Annotated in this window: 16 protein-coding genes and 1 other annotated feature; of the genes, 1 reads left to right on the top strand and 15 read right to left on the bottom strand. The window is 41.1% G+C overall.

Annotated elements, in window-relative coordinates; translation table 11 throughout:
• Positions 1-478 precede the first annotated feature (478 nt).
• The gene (locus SOW26_RS02925) at positions 479-1,678 is read left to right on the top strand and encodes an ATP-binding protein (RefSeq protein ID WP_320651863.1); all 1,200 of its coding nucleotides are present in this window, start codon (positions 479-481) and stop codon (positions 1,676-1,678) included.
• A 355-nt stretch (positions 1,679-2,033) separates the two neighbouring features.
• Here the strand turns inward: SOW26_RS02925 and rpsI are convergent, their stop codons facing one another.
• From rpsI to SOW26_RS02850, 15 genes are all read right to left on the bottom strand, one after another.
• Positions 2,034-2,426 carry a 30S ribosomal protein S9 gene (rpsI, locus tag SOW26_RS02920; protein WP_276959021.1) on the bottom strand — a complete coding sequence of 131 codons (393 nt, stop codon included), beginning with the start codon at positions 2,424-2,426 and terminating at the stop codon, positions 2,034-2,036.
• A 27-nt stretch (positions 2,427-2,453) separates the two neighbouring features.
• Positions 2,454-2,882: a 50S ribosomal protein L13 gene (gene rplM, locus SOW26_RS02915; protein WP_154478093.1), complete on the bottom strand. Its 429-nt coding sequence runs from the start codon at positions 2,880-2,882 to the stop codon at positions 2,454-2,456.
• Positions 2,883-3,159: 277 nt separating this feature from the next.
• The gene (locus tag SOW26_RS02910) at positions 3,160-3,621 is read right to left on the bottom strand and encodes a DUF1307 domain-containing protein (protein WP_173017091.1); all 462 of its coding nucleotides are present in this window, start codon (positions 3,619-3,621) and stop codon (positions 3,160-3,162) included.
• Between the two features lie 137 nt (positions 3,622-3,758).
• Positions 3,759-4,982 carry a tyrosine--tRNA ligase gene (gene tyrS, locus SOW26_RS02905; protein WP_320651862.1) on the bottom strand — a complete coding sequence of 408 codons (1,224 nt, stop codon included), beginning with the start codon at positions 4,980-4,982 and terminating at the stop codon, positions 3,759-3,761.
• A 302-nt stretch (positions 4,983-5,284) separates the two neighbouring features.
• Positions 5,285-5,514 (bottom strand) — a binding site (T-box leader).
• Positions 5,489-6,403 (bottom strand): prolipoprotein diacylglyceryl transferase, encoded by a 915-nt coding sequence (gene lgt, locus SOW26_RS02900; protein ID WP_320651861.1) that lies wholly within the window; start codon positions 6,401-6,403, stop codon positions 5,489-5,491. It overlaps the preceding feature by 26 nt.
• A 162-nt stretch (positions 6,404-6,565) precedes the next feature.
• Positions 6,566-7,666 (bottom strand): redox-regulated ATPase YchF, encoded by a 1,101-nt coding sequence (gene ychF, locus SOW26_RS02895; protein WP_276959906.1) that lies wholly within the window; start codon positions 7,664-7,666, stop codon positions 6,566-6,568.
• A gap of 108 nt (positions 7,667-7,774) precedes the next feature.
• The gene (locus SOW26_RS02890) at positions 7,775-8,710 is read right to left on the bottom strand and encodes a tyrosine-type recombinase/integrase (RefSeq protein ID WP_320651860.1); all 936 of its coding nucleotides are present in this window, start codon (positions 8,708-8,710) and stop codon (positions 7,775-7,777) included.
• A gap of 27 nt (positions 8,711-8,737) precedes the next feature.
• Complete coding sequence (locus SOW26_RS02885) at positions 8,738-8,905, bottom strand: hypothetical protein (protein ID WP_320651859.1); 168 nt, start codon at positions 8,903-8,905, stop codon at positions 8,738-8,740.
• 205 nt (positions 8,906-9,110) lie between these two features.
• Entirely contained in the window at positions 9,111-9,452 is a 342-nt protein-coding gene (locus SOW26_RS02880; protein WP_320651858.1) for a hypothetical protein, read from the bottom strand.
• A gap of 195 nt (positions 9,453-9,647) precedes the next feature.
• Complete coding sequence (locus SOW26_RS02875) at positions 9,648-11,057, bottom strand: hypothetical protein (RefSeq protein ID WP_320651857.1); 1,410 nt, start codon at positions 11,055-11,057, stop codon at positions 9,648-9,650.
• 13 nt (positions 11,058-11,070) lie between these two features.
• Complete coding sequence (locus SOW26_RS02870) at positions 11,071-11,895, bottom strand: MYG1 family protein (RefSeq protein WP_320651856.1); 825 nt, start codon at positions 11,893-11,895, stop codon at positions 11,071-11,073.
• A gap of 3 nt (positions 11,896-11,898) precedes the next feature.
• A complete protein-coding gene (locus SOW26_RS02865; RefSeq protein ID WP_320651855.1) occupies positions 11,899-15,612 on the bottom strand; it encodes a DUF2357 domain-containing protein in 3,714 nt (1,237 codons plus the stop codon).
• 6 nt (positions 15,613-15,618) lie between these two features.
• A complete protein-coding gene (locus tag SOW26_RS02860) occupies positions 15,619-18,183 on the bottom strand; it encodes a hypothetical protein (protein ID WP_320651854.1) in 2,565 nt (854 codons plus the stop codon).
• A 61-nt stretch (positions 18,184-18,244) separates the two neighbouring features.
• Positions 18,245-20,473 carry a hypothetical protein gene (locus tag SOW26_RS02855; protein ID WP_320651853.1) on the bottom strand — a complete coding sequence of 743 codons (2,229 nt, stop codon included), beginning with the start codon at positions 20,471-20,473 and terminating at the stop codon, positions 18,245-18,247.
• On the bottom strand, positions 20,454-23,816 hold the full coding sequence (locus SOW26_RS02850) for an AAA domain-containing protein (RefSeq protein ID WP_320651852.1): 3,363 nt from the start codon (positions 23,814-23,816) through the stop codon (positions 20,454-20,456). The genes SOW26_RS02855 and SOW26_RS02850 overlap by 20 nt, the downstream gene beginning before the upstream one ends.
• Between the last annotated feature and the right edge of the window lie 16 nt (positions 23,817-23,832).

Here is a 23,832-nt window from a genome sequence, read left to right as displayed (position 1 = left end):
TTGATATACAATTTTTCGTACGAAGACGAAGCACAATACCTTTATACAATAAAATTCAGAACACAAGCAATTAGTGCTAACAGAGATCCAATAATGGTTATACTCTGTTTACTGTCAAGTAATCGTTGGCAAATCTCTCATTCAGATTAACTAATACTCACTGAAACCCACTGAAGTGAGCTCTGAGCGTCAGGACGCACTATATTTTCTGGTTGCTCTCGTCTTTTGCGGGTAGTTTCCACCCGTCCGTTCTGTATCAAAAACCTGCCATTGAAAGCAGCTTTCTTCGAGCTCCCCTTGTTTCCGTATCAAGTCCAACTACATGTCCTGTAACAAGATGGATGTATCCTGTTTTTGCACATCTAAATGTCCCAATACAAAAAAGTTTTGATATGCAATAAGTTTTTACGGATTGATAGTAAAAACCTTTGATATTTCTGGATTTTTTCTATATACTAAGGATAAGGAGGCGAGTGATATGATTATCCGATCAAACTATATGAATATGCTGAAAACCTATCGGGATGTTCCGCTTGTGAAGATATTAGCGGGAATCCGGCGCTGCGGCAAATCCACAATTTTAGATATGCTGCGGGAGGATCTGCTGGAAAGTGGGATTGCCGCAGACCATATTATCAGTATGCGATATACGTCGGAGGATTTTAATGATGGCATGACCGACAAAGATATGTATGACGGTATAAAGGGGCAAATGACCGGCGAAGGGCGTTACTACCTTTTGCTAGATGAGGTACAAGAAATCGACGATTGGGAAAAAGCGGTCAATAGTCTGTTGGAGAATGCAAACACCGATATTTATGTGACCGGCTCCAATTCCAAGCTGATGTCCAGCGAAATATCAACCTACTTGACGGGGCGATACATTTCCATTCCGGTATATACGTTATCTTTTACTGAGTATTTGGAATTCAAAAAATCAGATTCCCGTTCTCCAAAGGAATTGTTAAACGAATATCTTCGGTTGGGCGGTTTTCCCATTGTGGCACTGAGCAACTTTGACGAACGCTCTGTCTATCAGATCGTGGAGGGTATTTATAACTCTGTTATTACGAACGATATTACAAAACGGCACAACATTACGAATTTTGATTTATTTAACCGTGTTGTAAAGTATATCGTGGAAAATGTGGGCAAAACCTTTTCAGCCAATGCCATTGCGAAGTTTCTCAAGAGCGAGGGGCGTTCCCTGTCGGTGGAGGCGGTTTATAACTATCTGACCTGGCTGGAAAAAGCGTTTGTGATCTATCGTTGCCAACGGTATGATTTGCAGGGAAAATCTGTACTGAAAACCCAGGAAAAATTCTATCTGGCAGATGCGTCCTTAAAATACTGCATCATGGGATTTAATCCAAAGTCCATCGCGGCTATGCTAGAGAACATCGTATATTTTGAGCTGCGGCGTCGAGGTTATGAAGTCTATATTGGAAAGAACGAAACGAAGGAAATTGATTTTGTGGCGGTGCAGCGAGATGAACGCATCTATGTACAGGTATGCCGCAGGCTGCCGGAGGAATCTGACCGGGAAATCGCTAATCTCCTTGAAATCAAAGATCACTACCCTAAATATGTTGTGACATTGGACGAATTGGCCACAGGGAATGTCAACGGGGTAAAAATCGTACACTTGGCGGATTTTTTGCTTAGTGCTGAATGTTGAAACAATACGAGGCAGTGTTTTTTAGGATGACAAAAAATGCAAGCAAAAAAGGAAACAGACGCTGATGTTCTTATGGATGAAAAAACTGGACAGGATGCTGGACAAGAGGGAAGAAAGAACCTTAACTGTCCATAATATTTGGCAGTTATTAAAAGAAATGTTTTCTGTATAACAGGTGGCTTATTTTTGTCTGTGACGCAACCAAAAATCGACCCTCATAAATTTCCCACTTGTTGACACCGATTTTAATTGCAAATAGCAACAGATGATGACACATGACAGCAGAACTTTTGGGCAAGAAAAAACCCTGGAAACTGTTGATTTTCCAGGGTTTTTTAAGTCTTCCAAGTCTCGATTAACGCTTGCTGAACTGTGGAGCACGTCTCGCTGCCTTGAGACCGTATTTCTTACGTTCTTTCATTCTCGGATCACGTGTCAGATAGCCTGCTTTTTTCAGTACAGGTCTGTAATCTCCGTCTGCCTGAAGCAAAGCTCTTGCGATACCGTGACGGATCGCACCTGCCTGTCCTGTGTATCCGCCGCCCTTTACATTGACGATCACATCAAACTTGCCTTCTGTCTCTGTTGCTGTCAACGGCTGACGAACTACAACCTTCAATGTTTCTAATCCAAGATATTCATCAATGCTTCTCTTGTTAATTGTAATATTTCCAGTTCCCGGTACTAAATATACTCTTGCAACTGATTTTTTTCTTCTTCCTGTTCCGTAAAATCTTGCGTTAGCCACTGTAATATCCTCCCTTCAACCTTTTCCTTAAAATTTCAACTCTTCTGGTTTCTGCGCCTGCTGTGCATGCTCTGCTCCCGCATATACATGAAGCTTCTTTATCATCGCTCTTCCCAAAGGTCCTTTTGGAAGCATACCCTTCACTGCCAATTCAATTACCTTTTCCGGCTTCTTTGCCATCATCTCTGCCAATGTAGTCTCTTTCATTCCTCCCACATAGTCTGAGTGATGATAGTAGATCTTCTGGTTCAGTTTCTTTCCTGTTACCTGGATCTTTTCAGCATTTACTACGATCACGTAATCACCTGTGTCTACGTGCGGGGTAAATTCCGGTTTGTTTTTTCCTCTAAGCACTTTTGCTACTTCCGATGCCAAGCGTCCTAATGTATGTCCCGTAGCGTCCACTACATACCATTTTCTTTCAATCTTATCTGGATTTGCCATATAAGTTTTCATTGGTGTACCTCCTGTGAATCATTCATGTTTTCTAATCCATACTTATTGAAATCAGCAAGACTCCGGGGCTTTGGCTTCGTGCTGTTTCCTATTTCGTCATACCGATTCAGTATATTATAGGATTTGTTCATTGTCAAGATTTTTGCAGATTTTCTTTATACATTTTCCGTAGATTTCTTTGCATATCCCCTCACTTTACAGAGATTTTTTCTGCCTCGTCTCTCCGGTACACGCAAAAAGGGAGCCCTGCTCAAAAGCCTGACTCCCTGATGTCCTCTTATTTTTCAACTTTCCATCCGGCCGCTTCCAGCGCCTTTTTCGTTTCTTTTACAGACAATTTCTCTGCTTTGCTGTCTGTCACTGGCAGAAGCCCCGCCTTGATAACTGCCTGCAACGTGTCCTTATCTGTCGGAATCACGATCTTCTCTACGATCTCGCCGTCCTTCTGCTCCAGAGAATATTCAATTCCCTTAATCTCTGCATAGCTGCTCTTTGCCTGTTCGGAAGCTGTCAGTACCATCTGGATCTGTTCTTCCGTCAGGTTTGCTGTTGAAATCACAGAATCCTGTGTGATCCTTGTTACCGTATCCCCTTTTGCATCCAGAGTCATGGTTGTTTTCAGGGCTTCCTGTTCCATGGTCAGAACGGCTACTCCCTTTTCTTCTTTTACTTTTGCTCCACACGCAGCCAGGCCCAATGCAAGGCAAACCACTGCTACAATACTTACGATTTTTTTCATATTTTTCCTCCTACCTGTTTGGGTATCCCCCCAACTTTCTATATCTTTTATATCATACAGGAAATCTAATGATTCTTCAAGAAAAAATTTACTTTCGTACCTTCCGCCCATATCTTGCGATTTTCTTTGCGAAATCGTTATGCCAAAACGATTCTTCGGAAGTTCTTCTTGCCTCTTTTCAGGACAAATCCTTCTCCCTTCAGTTCTTCCGCCGAAAAGGTCCGGTAGATATCTTCCACCTTTTCTCCGTCAACAGATACTCCACCTTGCTGCACAGCTCTTCTGGCTTCTGACTTTGACGGTACCAGTCCGCTTTTTACAAGGATTGTCAGAATATCTACTTTCCCCTCTGACAGATCTTCTGCTGTAAGTTCTGTTTTGGGCATGTCGGCGGCCGCCCCCTGGCTAAACAGGGCTTTTGCTGCCTCCTGTGCTTTTTTTGCCTCTTCTTCCCCATGCACCAGCTTTGTCAGTTCAAAGGCAAGGATTTCTTTTGCCTCGTTCAGTCTTGCTCCTTCCCAGGTCTCCATCTGACGGATCTCTTCCAGAGGAAGGAAGGTCAGCATCCGGATACATTTCAATACATCTGCATCCGCCACATTCCTCCAGTACTGATAAAACTCAAAGGGAGAAGTCTTATTGGGATCCAGCCATACGGCGCCGCTCTGGGTCTTGCCCATTTTCTTTCCTTCTGAATTCAGTAAAAGCGTGATGGTCATAGCTGCCGCATTCTTTCCCAGCTTCCGGCGGATCAGTTCCGTTCCCCCCAGCATATTGCTCCACTGGTCGTCTCCTCCAAATTGGAGATTACATCCGTAATCACAAAACAGTCTGTAAAAATCATAGCTCTGCATGATCATGTAGTTAAACTCCAGGAAGCTTAAACCTTTTTCCATTCTCTGCTTGTAACATTCTGCCGTCAGCATCCGGTTAACAGAAAAATGAGGACCCACCTCTCTCAGCATTTCCACATAATTCAGATCCAAAAGCCAGTCGGCATTGTTGACCATGAGTGCTTTTCCCTCTGAAAAATCAATGAATTTACTCATCTGCTCTTTAAAACAGTTGCAGTTGTGTTCGATGATCTCCGGCGTCATCATGCTTCTCATATCGGTACGTCCCGACGGATCTCCGATATAGCCGGTTCCGCCTCCGATCAGGGCAATCGGCTTATTCCCTGCCTCTTGCAGCCGTTTCATCAAGCAAAGCGCCATAAAATGCCCTACGTGAAGGCTGTCTGCCGTCGGGTCAAACCCAATATAAAAAGTAGCTTTCCCTGCATTGACCAGCTCTCTGATTTCTTCTTCATCCGTTACCTGTGCGATCAATCCTCGTTCCTGTAATTCTTCATAAATACCCATGTTTTTCCTCCTCTATCTTTTTCCCTTTTTGTTTCTTCGTTTTCCTGTTTCTCTTTTTCGGCTCTTCCTGCGTTCTCCCTGGGCATAAATTTTTTCAGGCTTTCTGCCCTTCCATCTGTTCTGTCGCCAAACCAACTTCCGACAGTTTCTTTTTTCACCAAAAATCCCACCTCGCAGAACGCTCCCCTTGCGGCAGGTCGCTTTTGTGCATGTCTTCATGCCGGCGCAGCGGGCTCCTGCCGGAGCATCTTTTATTTCACAGGACGCAACTTTCTGTGAAATAAAAAACGCCCCTATCCGAAGATAAGGACGAGAAACTCCCGTGGTACCACCTTTATTCACCGGCAAAGCCGGCCTCATGGACGCATAACATCAGTCCCACATGATAACGCATGTCTGCGCTGCAGCCTACTGTACTTCGGTGCAGGGCTCCAAGATGTATTCACAAAACCGTCTTTCCTGCGCCTCTCACCGGCCGGCAGCTCTCTGTTGGGGTGTCAGCTTTGCTACTTGTTCTCTTCTTCGCCTGTGCCTTTTACTGTTTTAGAAATGGTAGCTGATTTGTTCCCTTTTGTCAAGCGATTTCGTTTGATACAGATCCATCCCGCAGCCAGAAGGATCATGATGATTGCCAGCACCTGAGACACTGCAATGTCTGTACCCGGCCATCTCAGCTGATCCGTCCGCAGTCCCTCGATCCAGGCCCTTCCGGCGCCGTATCCCATCAGATAGAAAAGGAAGACTTCCCCGTCAAATCTTTTTTTTCTGTCATACCAGAGCAAACACAAAAGAAGCAGCAGACACCAGCAGGATTCATAAAAAAATGTGGGGTGCACCTGAATAAAGGAAATCCCGTCCGCCTCCGTAAGGTGTCGGCGCATCATCTCTGTCACATCACCGCTCCTTACCGCTGCAAGGGGAAGCCGCATGGCAAACAGGTTGTCCGTGTATTCTCCAAATGCTTCTCTGTTAAAAAAATTTCCCCAGCGCCCGATCATCTGCCCTGCGGCAAGTCCCGGAGCCACCAGATCCAAAAGAATGAAAGGGGACAATTTTTTGATCCGGCTATATACAAAAATAGTCAGAACCGCTCCTAGGATCCCCCCATAGATGGCCAGCCCCCCCTGGCGGATATTCAGGATGCTCAAAAGATCTCCCTTATAGTCCTCCCAGGAAAACGCCACATAATATATCCTCGCTCCCACAATGGAACAGATCACTCCGTAGATAGCCAGATCGTAGATCATCTCCGGATCCTGCCCGGATCGCTTTGCTTCTCTTACGGCAATCAGGATTCCTGCAAAAATCCCGATCCCGATCAGGATTCCGTAATAAGCGATCTCAAATCCTTTGATGGAAATGTGGCTGCCCACCGATTTCAGCAAAATCCCCAGATTGGGAAATGCAATACTGTTTTCCATATATTCCAACCTCTGTCTTTCTTCTTTCTATACCGTAACTACAGACGGGATCTCCGGTCCCTTCCTCTGCCTCGTCTGCAGATAGGATGGAAGCTTCAGCGCCTTCCTCTGTCGGGGTTACGATACAGACCGGACACTTCGGGTTTCCCTCTGCCGGCTTTTCTACACATTAAAGCGGAACAGCATAATGTCTCCGTCTTTCACAACGTACTCTTTCCCCTCCAGGCGGACCAGCCCTTTCTCCTTGGCTGCCGCATAGGTTCCCGATGCCATCAGATCTTCGTAAGAAACCACCTCTGCACGGATGAATCCTCTCTCAAAATCCGAATGGATCTTTCCGGCCGCCTGAGGAGCCTTCATCCCCTTCGTGATCGTCCATGCCCGTACTTCCGGCTCTCCTGCCGTCAGGTAGCTGATCAATCCCAAAAGGCGGTAGCTTGCCTGGATCAGCTTTTCCAGCCCGGAAGCCTCCAGTCCCAGATCCTCCAGGAACATCTTTTTCTCTTCTTCGTCCAGCTCGGCAATCTCCTGCTCGATCTGTGCGCATACTACAAACACCTCGCTGTGCTCTGTCTTTGCATATTCCCGCACTGCCTGGACTTTCTCGTTGCCATTTCCATCATCCGCCAGTTCTTCCTCGGAGACGTTGGCTGCGTAGATCACCGGCTTTCCTGTCAACAGGTTATAGCTGGAAAACCAGGCTTCTTCCTCCTCATCCTCAAAACCGGAAAACGTCTTGGCCATCTGGTTTTCCTCCAGATGTGCTTTTATCTTCTCCAAAAGTGCCAACTCTTTGGCTGCCCCCTTGTCGTTTCTTGCCGACTTGGCAGTCTTTGCGATCCTTCGCTCCAGAATCTCCAGATCCGAAAAAAGTAGCTCTAGATTAATGGTCTCAATATCCCGGAGCGGCTGAACGCTTCCGTCTACATGGACAATATTGTCATCCTCAAAACAGCGGACCACATGTACGATGGCGTCCACCTCCCGGATGTTTGCCAGAAACTGGTTCCCCAGTCCTTCTCCTTTGGACGCTCCCTTCACCAGCCCTGCAATATCCACAAATTCAATTGCGGCAGGAACAATCTTTTTGGTGTGATACATCTCCCCCAAGACCTCCAGACGTTCATCCGGAACGGTTACTACCCCTACATTCGGGTCTATGGTACAAAAAGGATAGTTGGCAGATTCCGCACCCGCCTTCGTCAGAGAATTAAACAACGTGCTTTTTCCCACATTTGGCAGTCCTACGATTCCTAATTTCATAATATATTCATCTCCTTCATTTTTCCTTTATTTTACTGGCTTTCCGCGATTCGTGTTTTTAACCGAGTACCACATCGAGTACCACGGAGATGAATTTCGCATCAAGTTTTATACCACTTTTAACGCGTCAGCCACTAAGTCAATTTCTCTATGTTTTTCATCCTCTGTAATATGAACATACAGATTCATGGTAATACCAATGTTGGAATGACCTAAAATCTTCTGCAGAGTCTTGGGCTTCATTCCACCTTCAATGCATCTTGTCGCAAAAGTATGTCTGAGTACATGCATCGAAAATCTCGGAATACCTACACGGTCACAATACTTAAAAAGTCCTGTATCATAAGTACTGTTCTTGACCGGCGTTCCCTTTCTGCAAAGAAAGACAATATCTTTCCATTCCATCGGTACGAGCTTTAAGCTCTTATTCTTTGATCTCTGGTTTTCAAGAATACGAATTGCTTCGTCTGTAAGAGGAATTGTACGGTAGCCGGATTTGCTCTTAGGTGGACCAACTCTCCACTCACCTACCTTGTAGCGATATTCCATCGTCCTTTCGATCTTCATAGTACGATTTTCGAAGTCGATGTCGCTCCACTTAAGTCCTATAAGCTCACCTGTACGAAGTCCGGTCTGCAACACGAAGCGGTACTGATTCTCATAGCTGTAGCCAACCACAGCTTCTAAGAACTTTTTCCGAACGTCTATCGTAAGAGCTTCTTTTTTATCTGAAGGCTTTCCCATATCGCTCTTTAACGACTTCTTGCATGGATTCGCAATAAGTACATCATTCTCTCTGGCGAACTCAAACATGTTATAAAGAGCAATCCGCGTCTGATATATGTTAGTCGTCTTATAGCCCTCATCAGCCATATCCGAAAAAATCTTCTGACAATGAATAGGCTTTACATCCGTTAAGAGTTTATTGCCTATAACACCCTTGATATTACGCTCATACCGTTCCGAATAGTTTCTGACCGTATTAGGTCTCACTGTCTGCTTTTTTATCCCTATCCAATAATCGAACCAGGCATCAACGAGCATATCCGTTGCCTGGTCGAGGTCACTGTGTTAGTCTATGTATGTAGCATCAGCAAGCCACTGTTTTACCTCTTGAAGTTTCTTGGATCTTTTCGTTCTGCGCTTCCCAAATTTATCAACAAATCTAGCGAAGTAAGTCCCGTTAGGTTGCTGAACGATTCCTGCTCCGATCTCCTTTCCTTTGAGATCTTTTCCCATTTAAGGCTCCTTTCTAAGCTATAAGAGCCCCAAATTAGCACGTTATATTATACACCAACCAGGGCTCAAATACAATGTTATTTCATTTTTTTGATAGCCGAGGAAAATGTCAAGTGTTAATGCTCACTTTCTCCATTTATTCTTTATGATGATTTTTAGAGCGGCCGGAGGAGAATACTTCTTCTCCAGCCGCTTGGGGATTCCTTCATGCGAACTTATCAACAACATCATAGAGATTACTCTTCAGCTTGGATGAAACAGGGTACTTGCTTACCTTAGCCTTAATGCTTTCCTTTGATTCTCCCCTGCAATACAGTTCACGGATAACCCCCTTAGCAATTGCATCAAATCCGTATTCAGCAATACCGTCGGCGATCAAACCAAGAACACACAAGGTCATTACGCCTCCAACAATTCCCCCCGGTCCCAGTGCTGCGAGTGCTGCCGTAAGAGCAGCTGCTCCAGCTAATCCAGTAAGTTCAATTGCTACTAAAAATACCAGTCCCGGTACACCTAAACCTGCTACCTTCTTAATAATCTGATCCATCGCGAATCCTCCTTGATTATGATTAGTGATTTAAACTATGGTTTCTGATACCAGCTCCGGCTCCTTTCAATCCGTACTGTTATTGTTGATGATGTAAATATACCCCTATCTGCTCTGACGCTTTTCTAAAAAACCTACAAAAAAAGAAGACTGGCATTTTTAATTTGCCAGCCTTCTAATTCTGTATTTCCTTCTTCAAAGCATCAGATTGTCTATCAGAGAAGCCATATTCATTCCCGCACGATTATCGCTGCTTGTTTTTGCCATTGTGGCAGAATACCTGTGATCTCCAAAGTAAGTCCATTTGTAATGTTTTCCGTCATCTGTAATGACAAATCCCAAGCTTTCCAAAATACTACGAAGAGATCCTCCCAAAGATTTGTATCCTTTTAAAGCAGTCTTAATCTGTTCTCGCCGCTTTGCCGGAATATGTTCATATGTATTATTCTCAAGTAAGTCCGTTACAATATGTTCTCTTCGTGTATCTTTTTTTACATTTCGAAGATAATCCTCAAGTATTTCAAGTATTATCTCTCTAATCTCACCTTCATAAAAATTTACTTCCTCCCCCATGAAAATCAAAGGTTGTTGATCTTTAGAGGCTAGTCGCATCCTTAAAGCCTGATTTTCAACGGTCAATCTTTGTATTTCTTTATTTAAGTCTTGGTTTGCAGCCTCAGTTCTGCTTAACTGCTCTTCAAAAACTTCATATAGTTCTGCATTTTCTTCTTCGAGTATCTTACGACCAGATAATAATGTCCCGTTCTGAAAATGCAGTTTTTCATTCTGAATACCTTCCCAAGTGTCAATATCTATACGCATAACTTGATTCGAGTATTCATAAACCGAATTGATAATCCTAGTCATTATCTGTTCAGGATTCTCATTACTTGCCCCGGACAAATTAATCACTCTTCTCTTCATATTCTTGTTGGGATATAGAATAATAGCTGTACCTTTACTTCCGTCGCAATCCAGTTGTTTTGAATATGTGCCCAAAACAGCATCGTCACCTTCAAATATCACATGAGCAACCCCCTGAAGCTTAAAGGCAAGATCAGACACATCAACAGGTAACTCACCATCTTCTTTTTTAGAAATAAGCACTATCGGAAGAGCACAGACAGCTTCTCCATTTACTATACCATCAATACAATATTTATATTCATCCAACACACAAGCATCTTTTCCCACAGGAACATCGGCATCTATACCAGAATACTCCCAATAAATTATCTGTTTCACAAAAAACGGAGGATAATAAGTGGGATAAAAATCGGTCGTAAACTCCGTAGTCTCCAATGCCACTCTCACAGTAATATACTTTTGAACATAGTTTAAGATAAAATCGGTTTTCCAAAGACCATACTCATCTTCCTTTTGCAATCTGGAAGCAACCACACCTTTATGAGCCAATTCATCAATAACTAATATTTTACCAGTCTCTTCCCACTGAACTGAATAAGACTCTCCATCCCACTCAATATTGTCAAATTTGTCATACTTGCTCCCCTGATTCCATTTAATGACAAACTCAACAAATGTTTTTTTATCAAAGCTTTCCTTCACAGGAAACTGCGTAGAGTATGTAATCATCTCATCCACCCCCGACTCATTATTATTTGTTCCATCCTATTGATTTTTGGCATGCATCAATTGCGGCTTTCTCACTCTTTGCCCCTAACAGATATCCATGTATATGGCAGAAGGTCAAATCCCCGACTCCGGCAACCGTCGATAATTCTTCCTTTTTCCCTCTCCACTCTATAGGAAAAGGTCTCTTACACTCCTGCGAATCTATGGAGCAAGGAACGGCTTGTGCATTATATCCGCCTCTCGGGGAAGGATATACCGCATATAATGCTTCTGACGGAATCAATAATGCCTTCCACGGCATACCTTTAGGCAAAACAACAATCCCGTTCTGTTGATGTTTTAAACACCTAAGTACAGTTTCTTCTGCATGTTCTGTGCTATGCATACTCTTGATCTCATTTTCAAGAATAAACTGGGCAAAATCAACTGCTTTGAAAAAGCAAGCATCAGCATCCTCTTCTTCATCCCATTTAGGATTAGCCTGTGTAATTGCTCTGCACAGCATATTCGTCCCACCATTATTATCCTGTTGATCCAATGGTTGAACAAAAGTCTCATCAAAAATCCGAGCTTCTTTTTCACTTACAAGCGTACTTCCATACTGTTTCCACAGAAGCCCAAACGAAGCATATTGAATGCCATTTTCCCTGTATTGCCTTCTATCCCCGTGATGATCATATTCACCCTCTCCTAGATCAAAGACTAACCCAGTATACCCTTGGGGAACAGCAGATCTTCTTACAATTTTAATCTTAGGATTCATTATCCTCAACAACGCTGCCGAAAAGACATCATCAGTATGAAATCTTCCATTATGCGTCATTGCTTCATCTGGTACCATTTTCATTCATCAATCATCCTCATCAACTCCTACAACCTCAATAGAGGCCGCTCTCTTATCACCATTTAAATATAGATCAAGCGCATATGACAAATCGCTCATTTTCGAAAGTGCCTCTGGCTTATTAAGCTTGAACCTTATCGTCGGACTTATCGGCCGTTCTCTGCTCATATAGTCATCCAGCTCACGTATTTCACGTGCAAGCTTTTTCGAATCGTCGCTACCAACAGATAATAGAGTAAAACCATCCGTTCTTCCAGGATCTCTGAGACGTAGGAAGCTAAGTAACGCAACCATATATGATATATACATTTTCACGGCTTTTCTGTCCGGCATGTATGCATCACCTTTTTTCTCACATCTTGTCAGCATTCTTCTTATACCGGAAATAATGTAGTTCATCATCTCATACATGAATGATTGATCAACATCATAAAAGTCATATATCAATTCCGAATCAAAGCAGCACATCCTTCCAAGTTCTCTCACTAAAGAATACATCCTAACACTGTAGGTGTCCTGGTCTTTCGAATCTCGAATCTCATCAATTATCACTCCGATAGCAGCGTGATTATTTCCATTTCGTAGCAACATATCAATCATTGCTTTCATACGTGATTTGTCATCGAAGTCAAAATAGCGTTTCACAAAACTATCCTGAATAACTTTTGGAGTATAACTGCCAATCGAAAACATTACCTGAAGACAGTCTCCCATAAAGTAACTCATCTGAGAACCAGCGTTATCTTCGAAAAAGCTGTCCGGAATATCCTGGTGTTTGAAAATGCCCGATATCTGGCCGATATATTTATACAGCGAGGTACCGACAAACCATTCCATAAAATCCTTGGCTTCAGGCAAGTCGCTTAGAACAATGTTTCTAAGCTTGAATATATTTCTATTCAGGAATTGATCTGTCTGTTTAATCGGGTATGACTTGTCATTGTGGCCATAATAATTCACCATATGTTTCTCGATGCTGAATTGTATCTTACTAAAGCTGTCTCTCGCCTCATCTATAGCCATAAGAACAATATTATCTTCAAGTCTATTCGTCGCAGGCGGCCATATATTCAGAACATCTGCTTTTCTGTCAGTATTAGCCCATTCAACAATTATCTCTTTAAATGCTGTCTCTCTGCTATTATCTGGCCTCAGTGTCAGTTCATAACTGTTATCAAACCCATATCGATATTTTACAAAAAGTCTTACAACGACATCGTGATCCAGCGGAAAGCTCTTATCTGATATATATGCATCGATCATAGTTGATCTTCGGCTAATATCTTGTTTGACCAACGGAAAACTGAACTCTTTTTCGTTTGCCTTAAGCACAAGCTTCTCCTCTACCACATGTTCGTTGTCATCACCCATAACATCAAACGAAACATCATCACCTATCAGCTCCAGTTCGGCATAATCTCCATCCTTTATAACCTCCAAACTAAGATGAGGTAAATACTCCGTCCATGTAGGAAGATGTCTATTAAGTCTTTCCTTATATGCCAATGCCCCTTTTAATATCAAATCACTTGAGCTCTGGTATAAGTATAGATTTTCCTGTTCATCTTCATCAAAAACCGAATAAAGATCATTCTCTCTTTCCAACTGATAAAGCAGATTTATCAATATATCAGACAGAAACAATACATGATTTGGTTTTCTATCAAATCTCTGGTGCATTATTCTCCAGAACTTTCTTATTCCAACCAACCACGAATCCATGCATTCGCTTATCAAATCCTTATCATAAGTAATCTGATAGACAGAAGTACGACCCGAAATTTCCACAAACTGATTGGCATAGCTATCTTTAAGCATAAGAGCTTTAATACTTCCTGAACGTATCAAATTATCCTTAACATCTTCAGGCACATCAAATCCATATTTATCAGCATAAGAAGTTACATATTGTCTGCAAAAAGCATCTTCTGTGATATCATCTCCTTCTTCTACTTGTGGAAATGGCGGAAAGTGATTGCAAACTTGAGCCTTTAGAACCTTCTCTGAATGTATTGTTAACATTCCAGCAGTGGCGGTATCTCCCACCAGATCTATATATGCAAAAACGCTATCGTCTTCAAACTTATAATCCGGGCTCTCAAGCCAATATGTTAACGCTGCCACACTGCGCCATATAGGAAAGGTTCTGCTAAACCAGGACCTAACACATTGCTTAAGGTTTTTCTGCAATATTTCTTCCAGCGAATCAGGAACCAGATAAAAGAAATAATCATCTCGATCAAGAATTATCCTGTTATGTATCTCATTCAGTGCAGCTTTAAGCCCTTCGTTATTCTGTTCATTAACGGCATCACTAACAATAACAATATCATCGGAATTATAATGAACAGCACTATTACCTCCAGGATAGAAAGTCTTTACACCTTGTTCATTCGTATAGGCTACTGCATATCTTGATCCCCATACTGGTATTGTTGGATTCTCATCATCTTCAATTCCGAGTTGATCACCACCTGCAATAATATCGTATGCAGCAGAGCCCATAATATGTTCTATTGAAACATCTCTCTTTTCAGTTTCGATCTGAGCAAACGAGAATATTCTACTTGTTAAGAAACTATTGATTTCTCTAATTCCGGATAAGTCAGCATAAAGTGTGATTTGAACTTTGTTTCCGTCGTCTATAGTCCAGTTAAGCGGAGTTCCCCGCCTCCCCTCATAGTTTTCTGCTTTTCCAATTTCCTTTGCAGTAAGCTTAATATGCATTTCAGACTCGCAATTCTCTGTACCATCCAAAGGAGCATCATATACATCCAGAGATATGCTTTTCTCACAGTAGGATACATCAACGACATAAGGAATGCGCCACTGATAACCAACAATATACGAGGTGTGTAAATTTTTAATACCTTCAAAATTATTCCGGCTTTCAACAACACACACATCTTTATATGAAAGAAGCTCTGCATTTATAGACAAAAAAACTGCCTTAACATATAATTCCAATGCTTTCTTCCAATTATTTTCCAAATGCGTGTCGTATTTGGCCATATTAAGATAGGCCCTCCAAATAATTGAATAATTCTTATCTGACAAGAGCACATTATTTGCCTGACTATGGTTCTGTGGTTCAACATCTGAAATCGGAGAATTCCTTAATAGCTTTTTTATCCGTTGTAACTGATGAATCTGCTCATTTTCAAAAGAATCATATCCATTAGCTTTTATCCCAAAGTTAATCCTATCCGAAACTCTTCTCATCATCTGTCGGAAGAGCATCATCGCAACTTGGTTTTCACGAATATCATAGCTATATTCATTAACCTGAGTAAGCATTTTATTCTTACCGGCAAGTTTTTCTTTTATTGTTTTTCCGGGCTGTCTTCCAAGCCAGTTCATTGTTTTAGATCCTGTATTTTTTACCCTATATGGCATAAGCATCGTGTCTACTTTTACAATGTTATGTCTCGGATCCTCCACTACGCTTTGCAACTGATCACCGCAAAATGTAACCATTTGCATTAAATCATCGTAAGGAAGTGGTCTTGTTGATTCAGAATCTAAAACAGGCTCTACTCCAGCCATAGCATCTGTCCAAAACTCCGGAAGGTAAGCATTATTAACCGGATCTCTTAGACTTGCACAATTGCAGATGCTTTCAGCTGTTTGGAGCATAATCCACCAAGCCCCTTCTTTCGAAGGAGCTTCGTTGGCGGCAAGTTGTTCTATTTGTCTTATATCACCAAGCTCTGGTGCCATAAGTTATCACTCCTTTATCTCAAGATACTTAGCGCTGCTCCAGATAAATGTCTCATATGCATTTGTTTTAGCATGGTTGAAATCTGCCAAAAGTCCCAGAGCAAGTCCATCCTTGCCATTTGAACCAAATAAAACTGTCTCGATTTTATCAATGCACTGAATCTTTGTTTCTCCATCAGTTTCAATACCGCGAAGTTTAGGCATAACCTTGTGAACGAGTGCTTCTTCAAATGCTTTTTGCATTGCAATATCACATACAGCCCCATCAAAGTCCTCAGCTCGCACAGCCATAATAACCTTTGGATGATTCGCCATATAGTTTTCTACAGATTGCCATACACGATGTCCAAGTGCTCTTCCTGCAAACTCCATTGCTTCGTTTATAGCCTCAAGCCCCTTCTTATATTTGTCGATTCTCTCAAAAAATTGCGTTTCCTCTATAACATTATTGCTAAGCCATTCTTGCCACTTAGATTTTTTAAGCATTGCTGCAGCTTCTACGCTATTTGCCTTTGCTCTTCTGATAAACTCTTTTGGCCTCGGAAAGCTGAGCAAATTACCACGATCTAACACCTTGTCAGAAAGAGCCTTGGTCGTTTCATCCTCATTCATTGTGCCAACCCACAGAATATTATCGTTTAACTCAAGAGGATACTTAGGCATTCCTGCACCGAGATCAATTTCAACATCAATCTCATCATTACTGTTCCTTCTTCTCTCCAGCTTGCTCAACATATCACTAAAATACAATTCAACATGAGCAAGGTTCATTTCATCTAACAAAACAATAAACATAGAGTCAGAAAGATTGGATTCTTTACCGACTTGATTAGCAGCACTACTAAACTGTACCATCGCCCTAATCAAAGTAGTGGCATTAAATCTATTGTCGACGGAATTGAAGTATCCAAAAAGTGACTGCGGGCTATCCCAATCAGGCTGAACAGCCATCGACATGAAGTATATTCCGCCGAATCTACAATAATATTCAGGCAAGAGGGATTTACCGGTACCGCTGACTCCAGCAAGTACGGTAATCGGAGACCAATCTGCAGTCTTCAGAGCTGTATGGAACGAATACAGCAGCCTTTTATTGAATTTAATTCCTGCTTCTTCGCAGTTAGAGCAAATTTTATCAAGCCATTCTGTCTCAGTAATACCAATTACCGCCGGCTCTCTTCTTGTAAAATACGGTGTCTCAATTGATTCCAAACGTCCTGCCAATTCCTTGGGTTGCTCATATAAGCTTCTGAATCTATTAACTTCCTGTTCATACTTCTCAATAGAAGCCTGAAGGGCCTCACGTCTCTTTTCAGCAATTAAACACTTTTCTCTTTCGGTCTCCAGCTGGCTGGTCGTAAGCATCCACTGTGCTTGCTGTCTTTCAAGGTCCTTGTGATCCTCTAACAGCCTTATATACTTTGTGTCCAGCTCATCGTACTTCTCCGCTTTTATCTTATATTCAGCGTGGAGTACTTCATCTGGTCTAGAGCTCAACTCCTTATTAAGCCGGTCTATTTCCTGCTTATAAAACGCTATTTTATCAAGAAGCTCTGCCATAGTCATGCCATCAGCTTCTCTCTCCTGATCCTGGTATTCTCCTAGTTTTCTTTCACATTCTTCAAGGCGCTTTTTCAGATGATCTTTATCCTTCTTCACTTGATTGAGTTCAATTTGCAATGCTCCAGCCTTTTTTTCAACTCCAATCTGAATCTGCGTCGGAATATCATCCTGCTCTGCTTTTAATTCCTCTTCTCCGAACTGCAAGTTCATTTCTCTTGTGGTAAGCTGCTCTTCTCTGGAATCCTGTTCATTTTTCTGTTTATCAAGGGCTTCCGCTCTCTTTTTTAAGGCTTCCAATTCATCTGAGATACTCTTGTGCTGAGAATCTACTACTGCTTTAGCTGTCGCCACTATTTGGTCTGCTTCAGCCTGCGCTGCCGCCCTGCGTTCTTTTTCTATTCTTTCAATTTCGGAATCAAGCGTTTCCAGCTTCTTTTTACGTAAATCTTCTATAAACTGTTCTAGTTCATCTTCCTTATCTATTTTTTTCTTCTCTAAAGCCAGAATTTCCGCATCAAGCTCCTCTTTGCGCTTTCTCAGAGCCTCCAAAGCTTTTCTGTTCTGGATTGCAAATTCATTTTCTGCATTCGTCTCACGTTCAATGATCGATCTTTCACGCTTCATAAGATCCATATCTTTCTTATCAGCGTCTTTCTCGCGCTTGCTTACAGAGCTCTCTCTGGTCTGTACAGAACTTTCCCTGCTATCTAAATCTTCCTGCAAATTATTTTGCTCACCATCACGCCTATCAAGTTCGGCCTCGATTGCGCCGAAAGTATCCTGAATCTCCTTTATTGCCTTCTCACGCTCGGAAAACTCAGCTTCTTTAGTTGCTACATCCAGTTTTTCAATGAATAGCTTAGCTTCTTCTTCCGACATCCTTGCAAGGAGTTCTTTCCACTGTTCTTCTGCACTTTTTACTTTCGCCGCTTTTACTTTTTCCATCAGCTTGTCAACGTTCTCCTTTTTGGCGTTTACTGTGGGGTTGTTCCTTCTACCTTTTCCCATCTATCTCTCCTCCTTGTAGAAATATGATATCATTCAAAATGAATACGCCATATCTAAAAACCTACAAAATTCCCTTCTCAAACATTACATCCAGCAAACTGTTAATTGCAGAATCTATATGTTTTTTCGTATAATCAAGCTTTCTGTCCTTAAAATCCATTTTTCCACTATGTCCGCGATTATTATGAATCTCATCCATCAACTTAATAAACTCCGGGCAGAGGGATGCAAGTCTTTGAAGCATGCTATCGGCAATTTTACATTCAGAATAATACCATGCATAAAAAAGCGTCAGCAAAGTCCCTTTAGAGTAATCTCTGAATGTAGTAAGAACTCTATCTTTATAATAGTATGGTGTATCATCAACCACATATCCATAGCTTCTCATTTCAGTGAGTAGCTCTTCTCGCATTTCCTGCTTTGATGAATCTCTAACTTCTGCCATCGCATCCAATGAACATCTTGTGGACAAAATATGTCTAAACATAGCTTCAAAGACCTCTGAAGCGCGGCTTGGATAGTTATCTCCCTTTATAATAATCTCTAATTGCAGATTCCTGAGCTGGTTCGCAATATTGGTATTCTTTAGATAATGATTCTCATAAATGCTTTCACATGAAATCTCTGCATCCCTCATAACTTTAACCAATTTTTCTTTATCCTTGGAATCCATTTCGTCCGTATCATCACCGCTATCGTCAAATGCCAAGCCTTCCAATAGCAAGTATGCAATATACATATTCTTTTTTCTGTAGGATGACACCAATTCAAAATCATGATAAATCTCATTTGGATGAGCGCTATCATTCCTAAGATCTCTCAAAGCTGAAAGATAATTAATAAGCCCTGGTATCGCATTTGAAAGCTTGTAAAACGGATGCCCCGGAAAATGTTCTGCAATAATCAGATTATGCGCAAACAATGCATTCAATTGATGCTGACTGGCGTTAATCGCATCCTTTATTGCTCTTGTTTTGATTTTAAAGAATCTCTCAAATGTTTTACCATCGTCATCTAAAAAGCCAAGTTTTTTAGCCAACGTGCTTAATACAATTGAATTCTGCACAACATGATTTGTTAATTCAGCATCCGTAAAATAATCATATTCTCTGGCCGTATATATAAGTATACTTGCGAGTAACTCATAGTTATGTACTATGTAATCATCCAAGTTCTTTTTTATGATTTCCCGATTACTTCCCTTGTTTGCCTCAATAAGTTCTTTAACAAGCAGATAAGAAGACTCTACTATCAGCAAAGAATCCCTTACCGCAGGATATTCATCGATTTTCGTAGACAATACCGCTTTAATTTTTTTCTCAGATTCAGAATGTCCTTTCCGAACTGCCTCGATATCAGCATCAGTCATTCCAAAAACATCATTCTTTAATCCAAGTATCTCATTCTTTATTGTGGCATTATTAGAAACTCGCGATAGTTTATCAATGCACTCCAACAAGCTCGATGATGTTCCCTCGCCAAATGGATAGCACACTTGAAGCTTGCTTCGATTTATTACATCATCTGCGGCCATAAACATATACGTTACAACATAGACATCTCTCTGAGTACCAAGCATTTTCACACTTTGTATTTCCCATGGCAAATCAAGAGAATCTGATTTTTTAGCTTTTTCTTCCGCTTCTGCCATAGAAGTAATATCTTCGGTTTCCTCATCCATAAATCCAAGGTTACGTGTCCGACGATTATGCTTCTTGCATATAGCCAACACTTCGTATGGATTAGGCGTAATTGTTGCAGAAGTATCTGCATCAAGAATCAATCCTTTTTGCCAATCCCGCTTTGATACAGTTCCTAAGTCAAAACTAATTACTTCATTGTTTCTTTTCCCAGTCTCTACTTCATTATGTTTATCATCCGGAACAAAAGCATCCATAAATGTCTTGGTGACATAATTATAATAAACATACCCTGTCTTTATGTCATATGAACTAGAACCGCCTTTAACTAACGCTGAGCCTTTTTCTGTCAGTCTCCGACGTTCGTCAATCAAATTGTATCTCTTTAATTCATCTATTATAAATCCCACCAATTCAGTATTTAAGCATAAAACAGAAGCTATATGATCATCATCTTTGCTCCCGCTTACCAATAATTTCAAAATAGTCATTTGAAACAGGTTAAGTGCCTCTTCTTTCGGATACGGAACTGATACTTTATACTCGCACATAGGCACCAGAATCCAACGCCTCTTTACCATCTTATAGTTCTTCGGATGCTGCGGATTCTGATATATGATACTTGTTCTATTATTGAATGACCTTTCCATACTCATCCTCCATACACAATTTATAGTATTCTACAAGCGGTGCTACAGCCTTTACCGCCTGAGCACCTTTCAGCATCTGACTATCGCCAACACAAATCAAAACTTTCTTCTGACGGCTCATTGCTACACAAAGACGATTCTCGTACATAAGAAATCCATATTTTTTCTGTAATAAACTTGATGTATTCGGGGTATCTATGCTTACATCTATTTCAGCATCATTAGAACGAACCATTGATAGATAAACAACATCAAATTCCATACCCTGGAAAGCATCCACCGTCCCCACTTTTACAATCTCTGTAACGTCCCTGTTATTTTTCTTATATTCCGGATTCAAGACATAATGATCCGAATCATCTTTAACTAGAATCTGAATAGCCGGATCCGCAAGTGCTTTATTAATCTCATTAACCTGCTCACGATAAAATGTGATTATGCCATAGGTAAATTCTCTACCTCCATCCGAATTTAGCATCTTCTTGATATGCCTTGCTATAGTTTCGGCCTCTTTGCGCCTATATTTACTCTTTGCTTTCTCCCCCTTATTCTCTCCATCATAGGGCAAGTCAAACCATACACACGCCTTATTCTCTATTCCAGGAAGATTGTGTGAAAAGAACGCCGGGTCTTCAAGTCCATTACCTACATGTTCACTTTCGTTATACTTTCTATAGAAATTGTCATCAATATAAGTTCCCAGTGTAGGATGCATTCTGAACTGTTTATCAAGCGTAATGGTTCTCTTTATTCCATCTTGAGCTTCAAGCATTTTAAGTTTTGTAAAGAGCTGAGCAAACATACTCTCTCTGATCTTCTTTTCAATATCAGCTTTTAAGTCACCTTCCATGCTGTCTTCAAGTTTTCCAACTATCTGATCATCAATAATGTGAGGGAGCTGCCTGTGGTCACCCACAAGAATGATTCTATCTTTAGCTATGGACAACGGAATAAAAAGATCCAACGGGTTGCTTCTTGCCGCTTCATCAACAAGAACATTATCGTAAACAATTTCTCCGTCCTTCAGATCGCTGATTTCTTTTCTCATTACTTGTTGGTTTGTTGCTCCGTTTACAGCAGAATAATTAAGGATTGCTTGCTTAACAGCCAGTGGATCTTCTTCCATGCTCTGAATATATTGCATGATTACCAGATCTTCTCCGTCTTTTCCTCCTTCAATCTGTGCTATGAGAAAATCAGATATTCTTCCCAAAAGTCGAATGATATCATCTTTCTTATTAGGCGTAGTAAATATATCTTGCTTAGGTAAAACCTTAACCAAGAGATGTTTCCTAATTGATTTAAGCTTTTCAAAATCATATGAAGAGCCAGATTGCATTTTTTGCAGAGTATCTAACTCCTCAGTAAACTCTGTACTTTTTTGCTTCTGAAGATGATAAATTGCCTTCTGAATTTCTAACCTTCCATTATCCTCAAAGGCAACTTCGGACATAGGAATTCTCCTCACTGCCCTAACAAGAGCGTTTGTCGAATGTCCTATAGTACCACCTGTCATAAGCTGGAGACTAGAGATAATCTCTGATAGTTCATCCAAAAGTTCAGATGACAAATGAATATCGACCAAATCCCGTGCCTTTTCAAGCAATTCCAATGTTTGTTCGACGGAATTTCCTGAGTACAAATAGTCCACATATATCTTATTGAACTCAACTAAATATTTCTTTCCCTCAAGATTGCTATGGCGTGAGTACAATTCAGATAGACGATCATTTATCCAGCCCTGGATCGTAGCATTAACGTCCACAATATCGTCTTCAGCTTCATTGTATTTATGACCGAATTTTATTGCAGGAAGACCCAATATTTCTATTCGATCGATTGCATTCTGAACAGCATCGTGCTGAAACGCAGTAACTAAATTACGCCCAAATATACCCCCTGTAGGATCAGTAATCTCATTCAATCTTTTAAGTATGGCAGTAATAACTGTAGTCTTTCCCGTTCCGGGCGGTCCCTGTATAAGCGCAATATCCGGCGTATTGAGAGCCATCGCTATAGCCATTTCCTGCTTTTGTGTCGGCGGCTGATACTTGCCTTTTTTTGTGAAAATTTCTTTTTTAACAGTATCACTTAATGCAGGGTATTTTCGTTTGGTATTCAGCGAAGAACTAACAGACTTTCCTTCTAAAACAGCAGACAAATGAGGCATCGGACATTGTCTGCTTTCTATCTGGGTTCTTGCATGTTCACGTCTGTCTAAACGCTTCTTGTCTCCCATGATTGAGACAAACAAATAGCCCTGCTGATCTACTGTGATTTTCCTAGCTTCTTGATCGTCAATGGTAAGTATTATGTATCCGTACTCTGGAATAATCGGATCAGTCAGTCTAACATTGGCAATATAATTCTTATGTTTAGATAGATATTCATCAAATTCCTGATCATCTCGAGTCACTTCAAAAGGATTTAAAATACTGGCTACAAGAATATCCCCTTTTTCAAATTTTCTAGCAAATGCTTCGAGCCTTTCAGGATTATCAGTTTTAATATCGAATCTATAATCTCTTCCTATCTGCTCAAAAGAGGAGTACCTTAACGCTCCTAGTTCACGAGCCTCATGCATAATGGTCTGGCGTTCAATTTCACCATATGTATCCCATATTTTGATATAAGTATCATCTGACAGACTTTCCATCACTGCCTTTGTTTCCAAGGCAACTTTTTCTTTATCTGTCGTGTATTTCAGTTGTCCTTTTGCCAGAAAGAAACAGTAATCATCTGCGGGTATTTTCTTAAGAATCTTTTCGGCAACATAGTATTCATTGCCAAGTTCTTCTATCTTTGCAACCTGAATATAATAACCTCTACCGGCGATCAAAAACTGTCTAAATCTTTGATTTTCATCTGCACGAATATGAATACCTACTACTGCATAGGTATATCCACCAGCCATATACAGAGTTCCTTCTTCCACATCAGGCTTGGGATTGTTTACATTTCTAAGATCAACGCTTTTCCTCAGGGAAGAAAAGAAGTCTTCTGAAACACTTATGGCATAACTCAAACTCTTCTCTTCTGAATACTGCTTAAAAGATACCTGAAGTAGTTTCTTTGCGTGATTATTAACGGCAGCAAGATATACGCGACCTCTGCCAAGGATACCCTCTATGATGCTCGTGTAATGAGCATTGATTGGCTTAACTCTTACCGTCTTTGCCCCATTATCATTGAGTGTAGATATTGCATACTCGCTACCTACATTTATGAGCTTTACAGGTTCTCCATCCTTAAAATGGATCCTCTTCTCACCGCTAAGATTATCTATCACTTCAAACTCAACAATATCTTCTTTTGTACTATGTCTAAGATCAAAATGATCCATTTGCCATCACCCCTCA

Origin of the sequence: Suipraeoptans intestinalis (assembly GCF_034091795.1) — a bacterium.
Taxonomy (GTDB): domain Bacteria; phylum Bacillota; class Clostridia; order Lachnospirales; family Lachnospiraceae; genus Suipraeoptans; species Suipraeoptans intestinalis.
The sequence above is the reverse complement of the archived record's forward strand: the minus strand, read 5'-3'. Positions and strand labels throughout refer to the sequence as shown.

Bases quoted from the DNA above. Each gene is read 5' to 3' on its own strand.
- SOW26_RS02925 (WP_320651863.1), top strand. From the start codon at position 479: ATGATTATCCGATCAAACTATATGAATATGCTGAAAACCTATCGGGAT.
- rplM (WP_154478093.1), bottom strand. From the start codon at position 2,882: ATGAAAACTTATATGGCAAATCCAGATAAGATTGAAAGAAAATGGTAT.
- SOW26_RS02910 (WP_173017091.1), bottom strand. From the start codon at position 3,621: ATGAAAAAAATCGTAAGTATTGTAGCAGTGGTTTGCCTTGCATTGGGC.
- tyrS (WP_320651862.1), bottom strand. From the start codon at position 4,982: ATGGGTATTTATGAAGAATTACAGGAACGAGGATTGATCGCACAGGTA.
- lgt (WP_320651861.1), bottom strand. From the start codon at position 6,403: ATGGAAAACAGTATTGCATTTCCCAATCTGGGGATTTTGCTGAAATCG.
- ychF (WP_276959906.1), bottom strand. From the start codon at position 7,666: ATGAAATTAGGAATCGTAGGACTGCCAAATGTGGGAAAAAGCACGTTG.
- SOW26_RS02890 (WP_320651860.1), bottom strand. From the start codon at position 8,710: ATGCTCGTTGATGCCTGGTTCGATTATTGGATAGGGATAAAAAAGCAG.
- SOW26_RS02885 (WP_320651859.1), bottom strand. From the start codon at position 8,905: ATGGGAAAAGATCTCAAAGGAAAGGAGATCGGAGCAGGAATCGTTCAG.
- SOW26_RS02880 (WP_320651858.1), bottom strand. From the start codon at position 9,452: ATGGATCAGATTATTAAGAAGGTAGCAGGTTTAGGTGTACCGGGACTG.
- SOW26_RS02870 (WP_320651856.1), bottom strand. From the start codon at position 11,895: ATGAAAATGGTACCAGATGAAGCAATGACGCATAATGGAAGATTTCAT.
- SOW26_RS02865 (WP_320651855.1), bottom strand. From the start codon at position 15,612: ATGGCACCAGAGCTTGGTGATATAAGACAAATAGAACAACTTGCCGCC.
- SOW26_RS02860 (WP_320651854.1), bottom strand. From the start codon at position 18,183: ATGGGAAAAGGTAGAAGGAACAACCCCACAGTAAACGCCAAAAAGGAG.
- SOW26_RS02855 (WP_320651853.1), bottom strand. From the start codon at position 20,473: ATGGAAAGGTCATTCAATAATAGAACAAGTATCATATATCAGAATCCG.
- SOW26_RS02850 (WP_320651852.1), bottom strand. From the start codon at position 23,816: ATGGATCATTTTGATCTTAGACATAGTACAAAAGAAGATATTGTTGAG.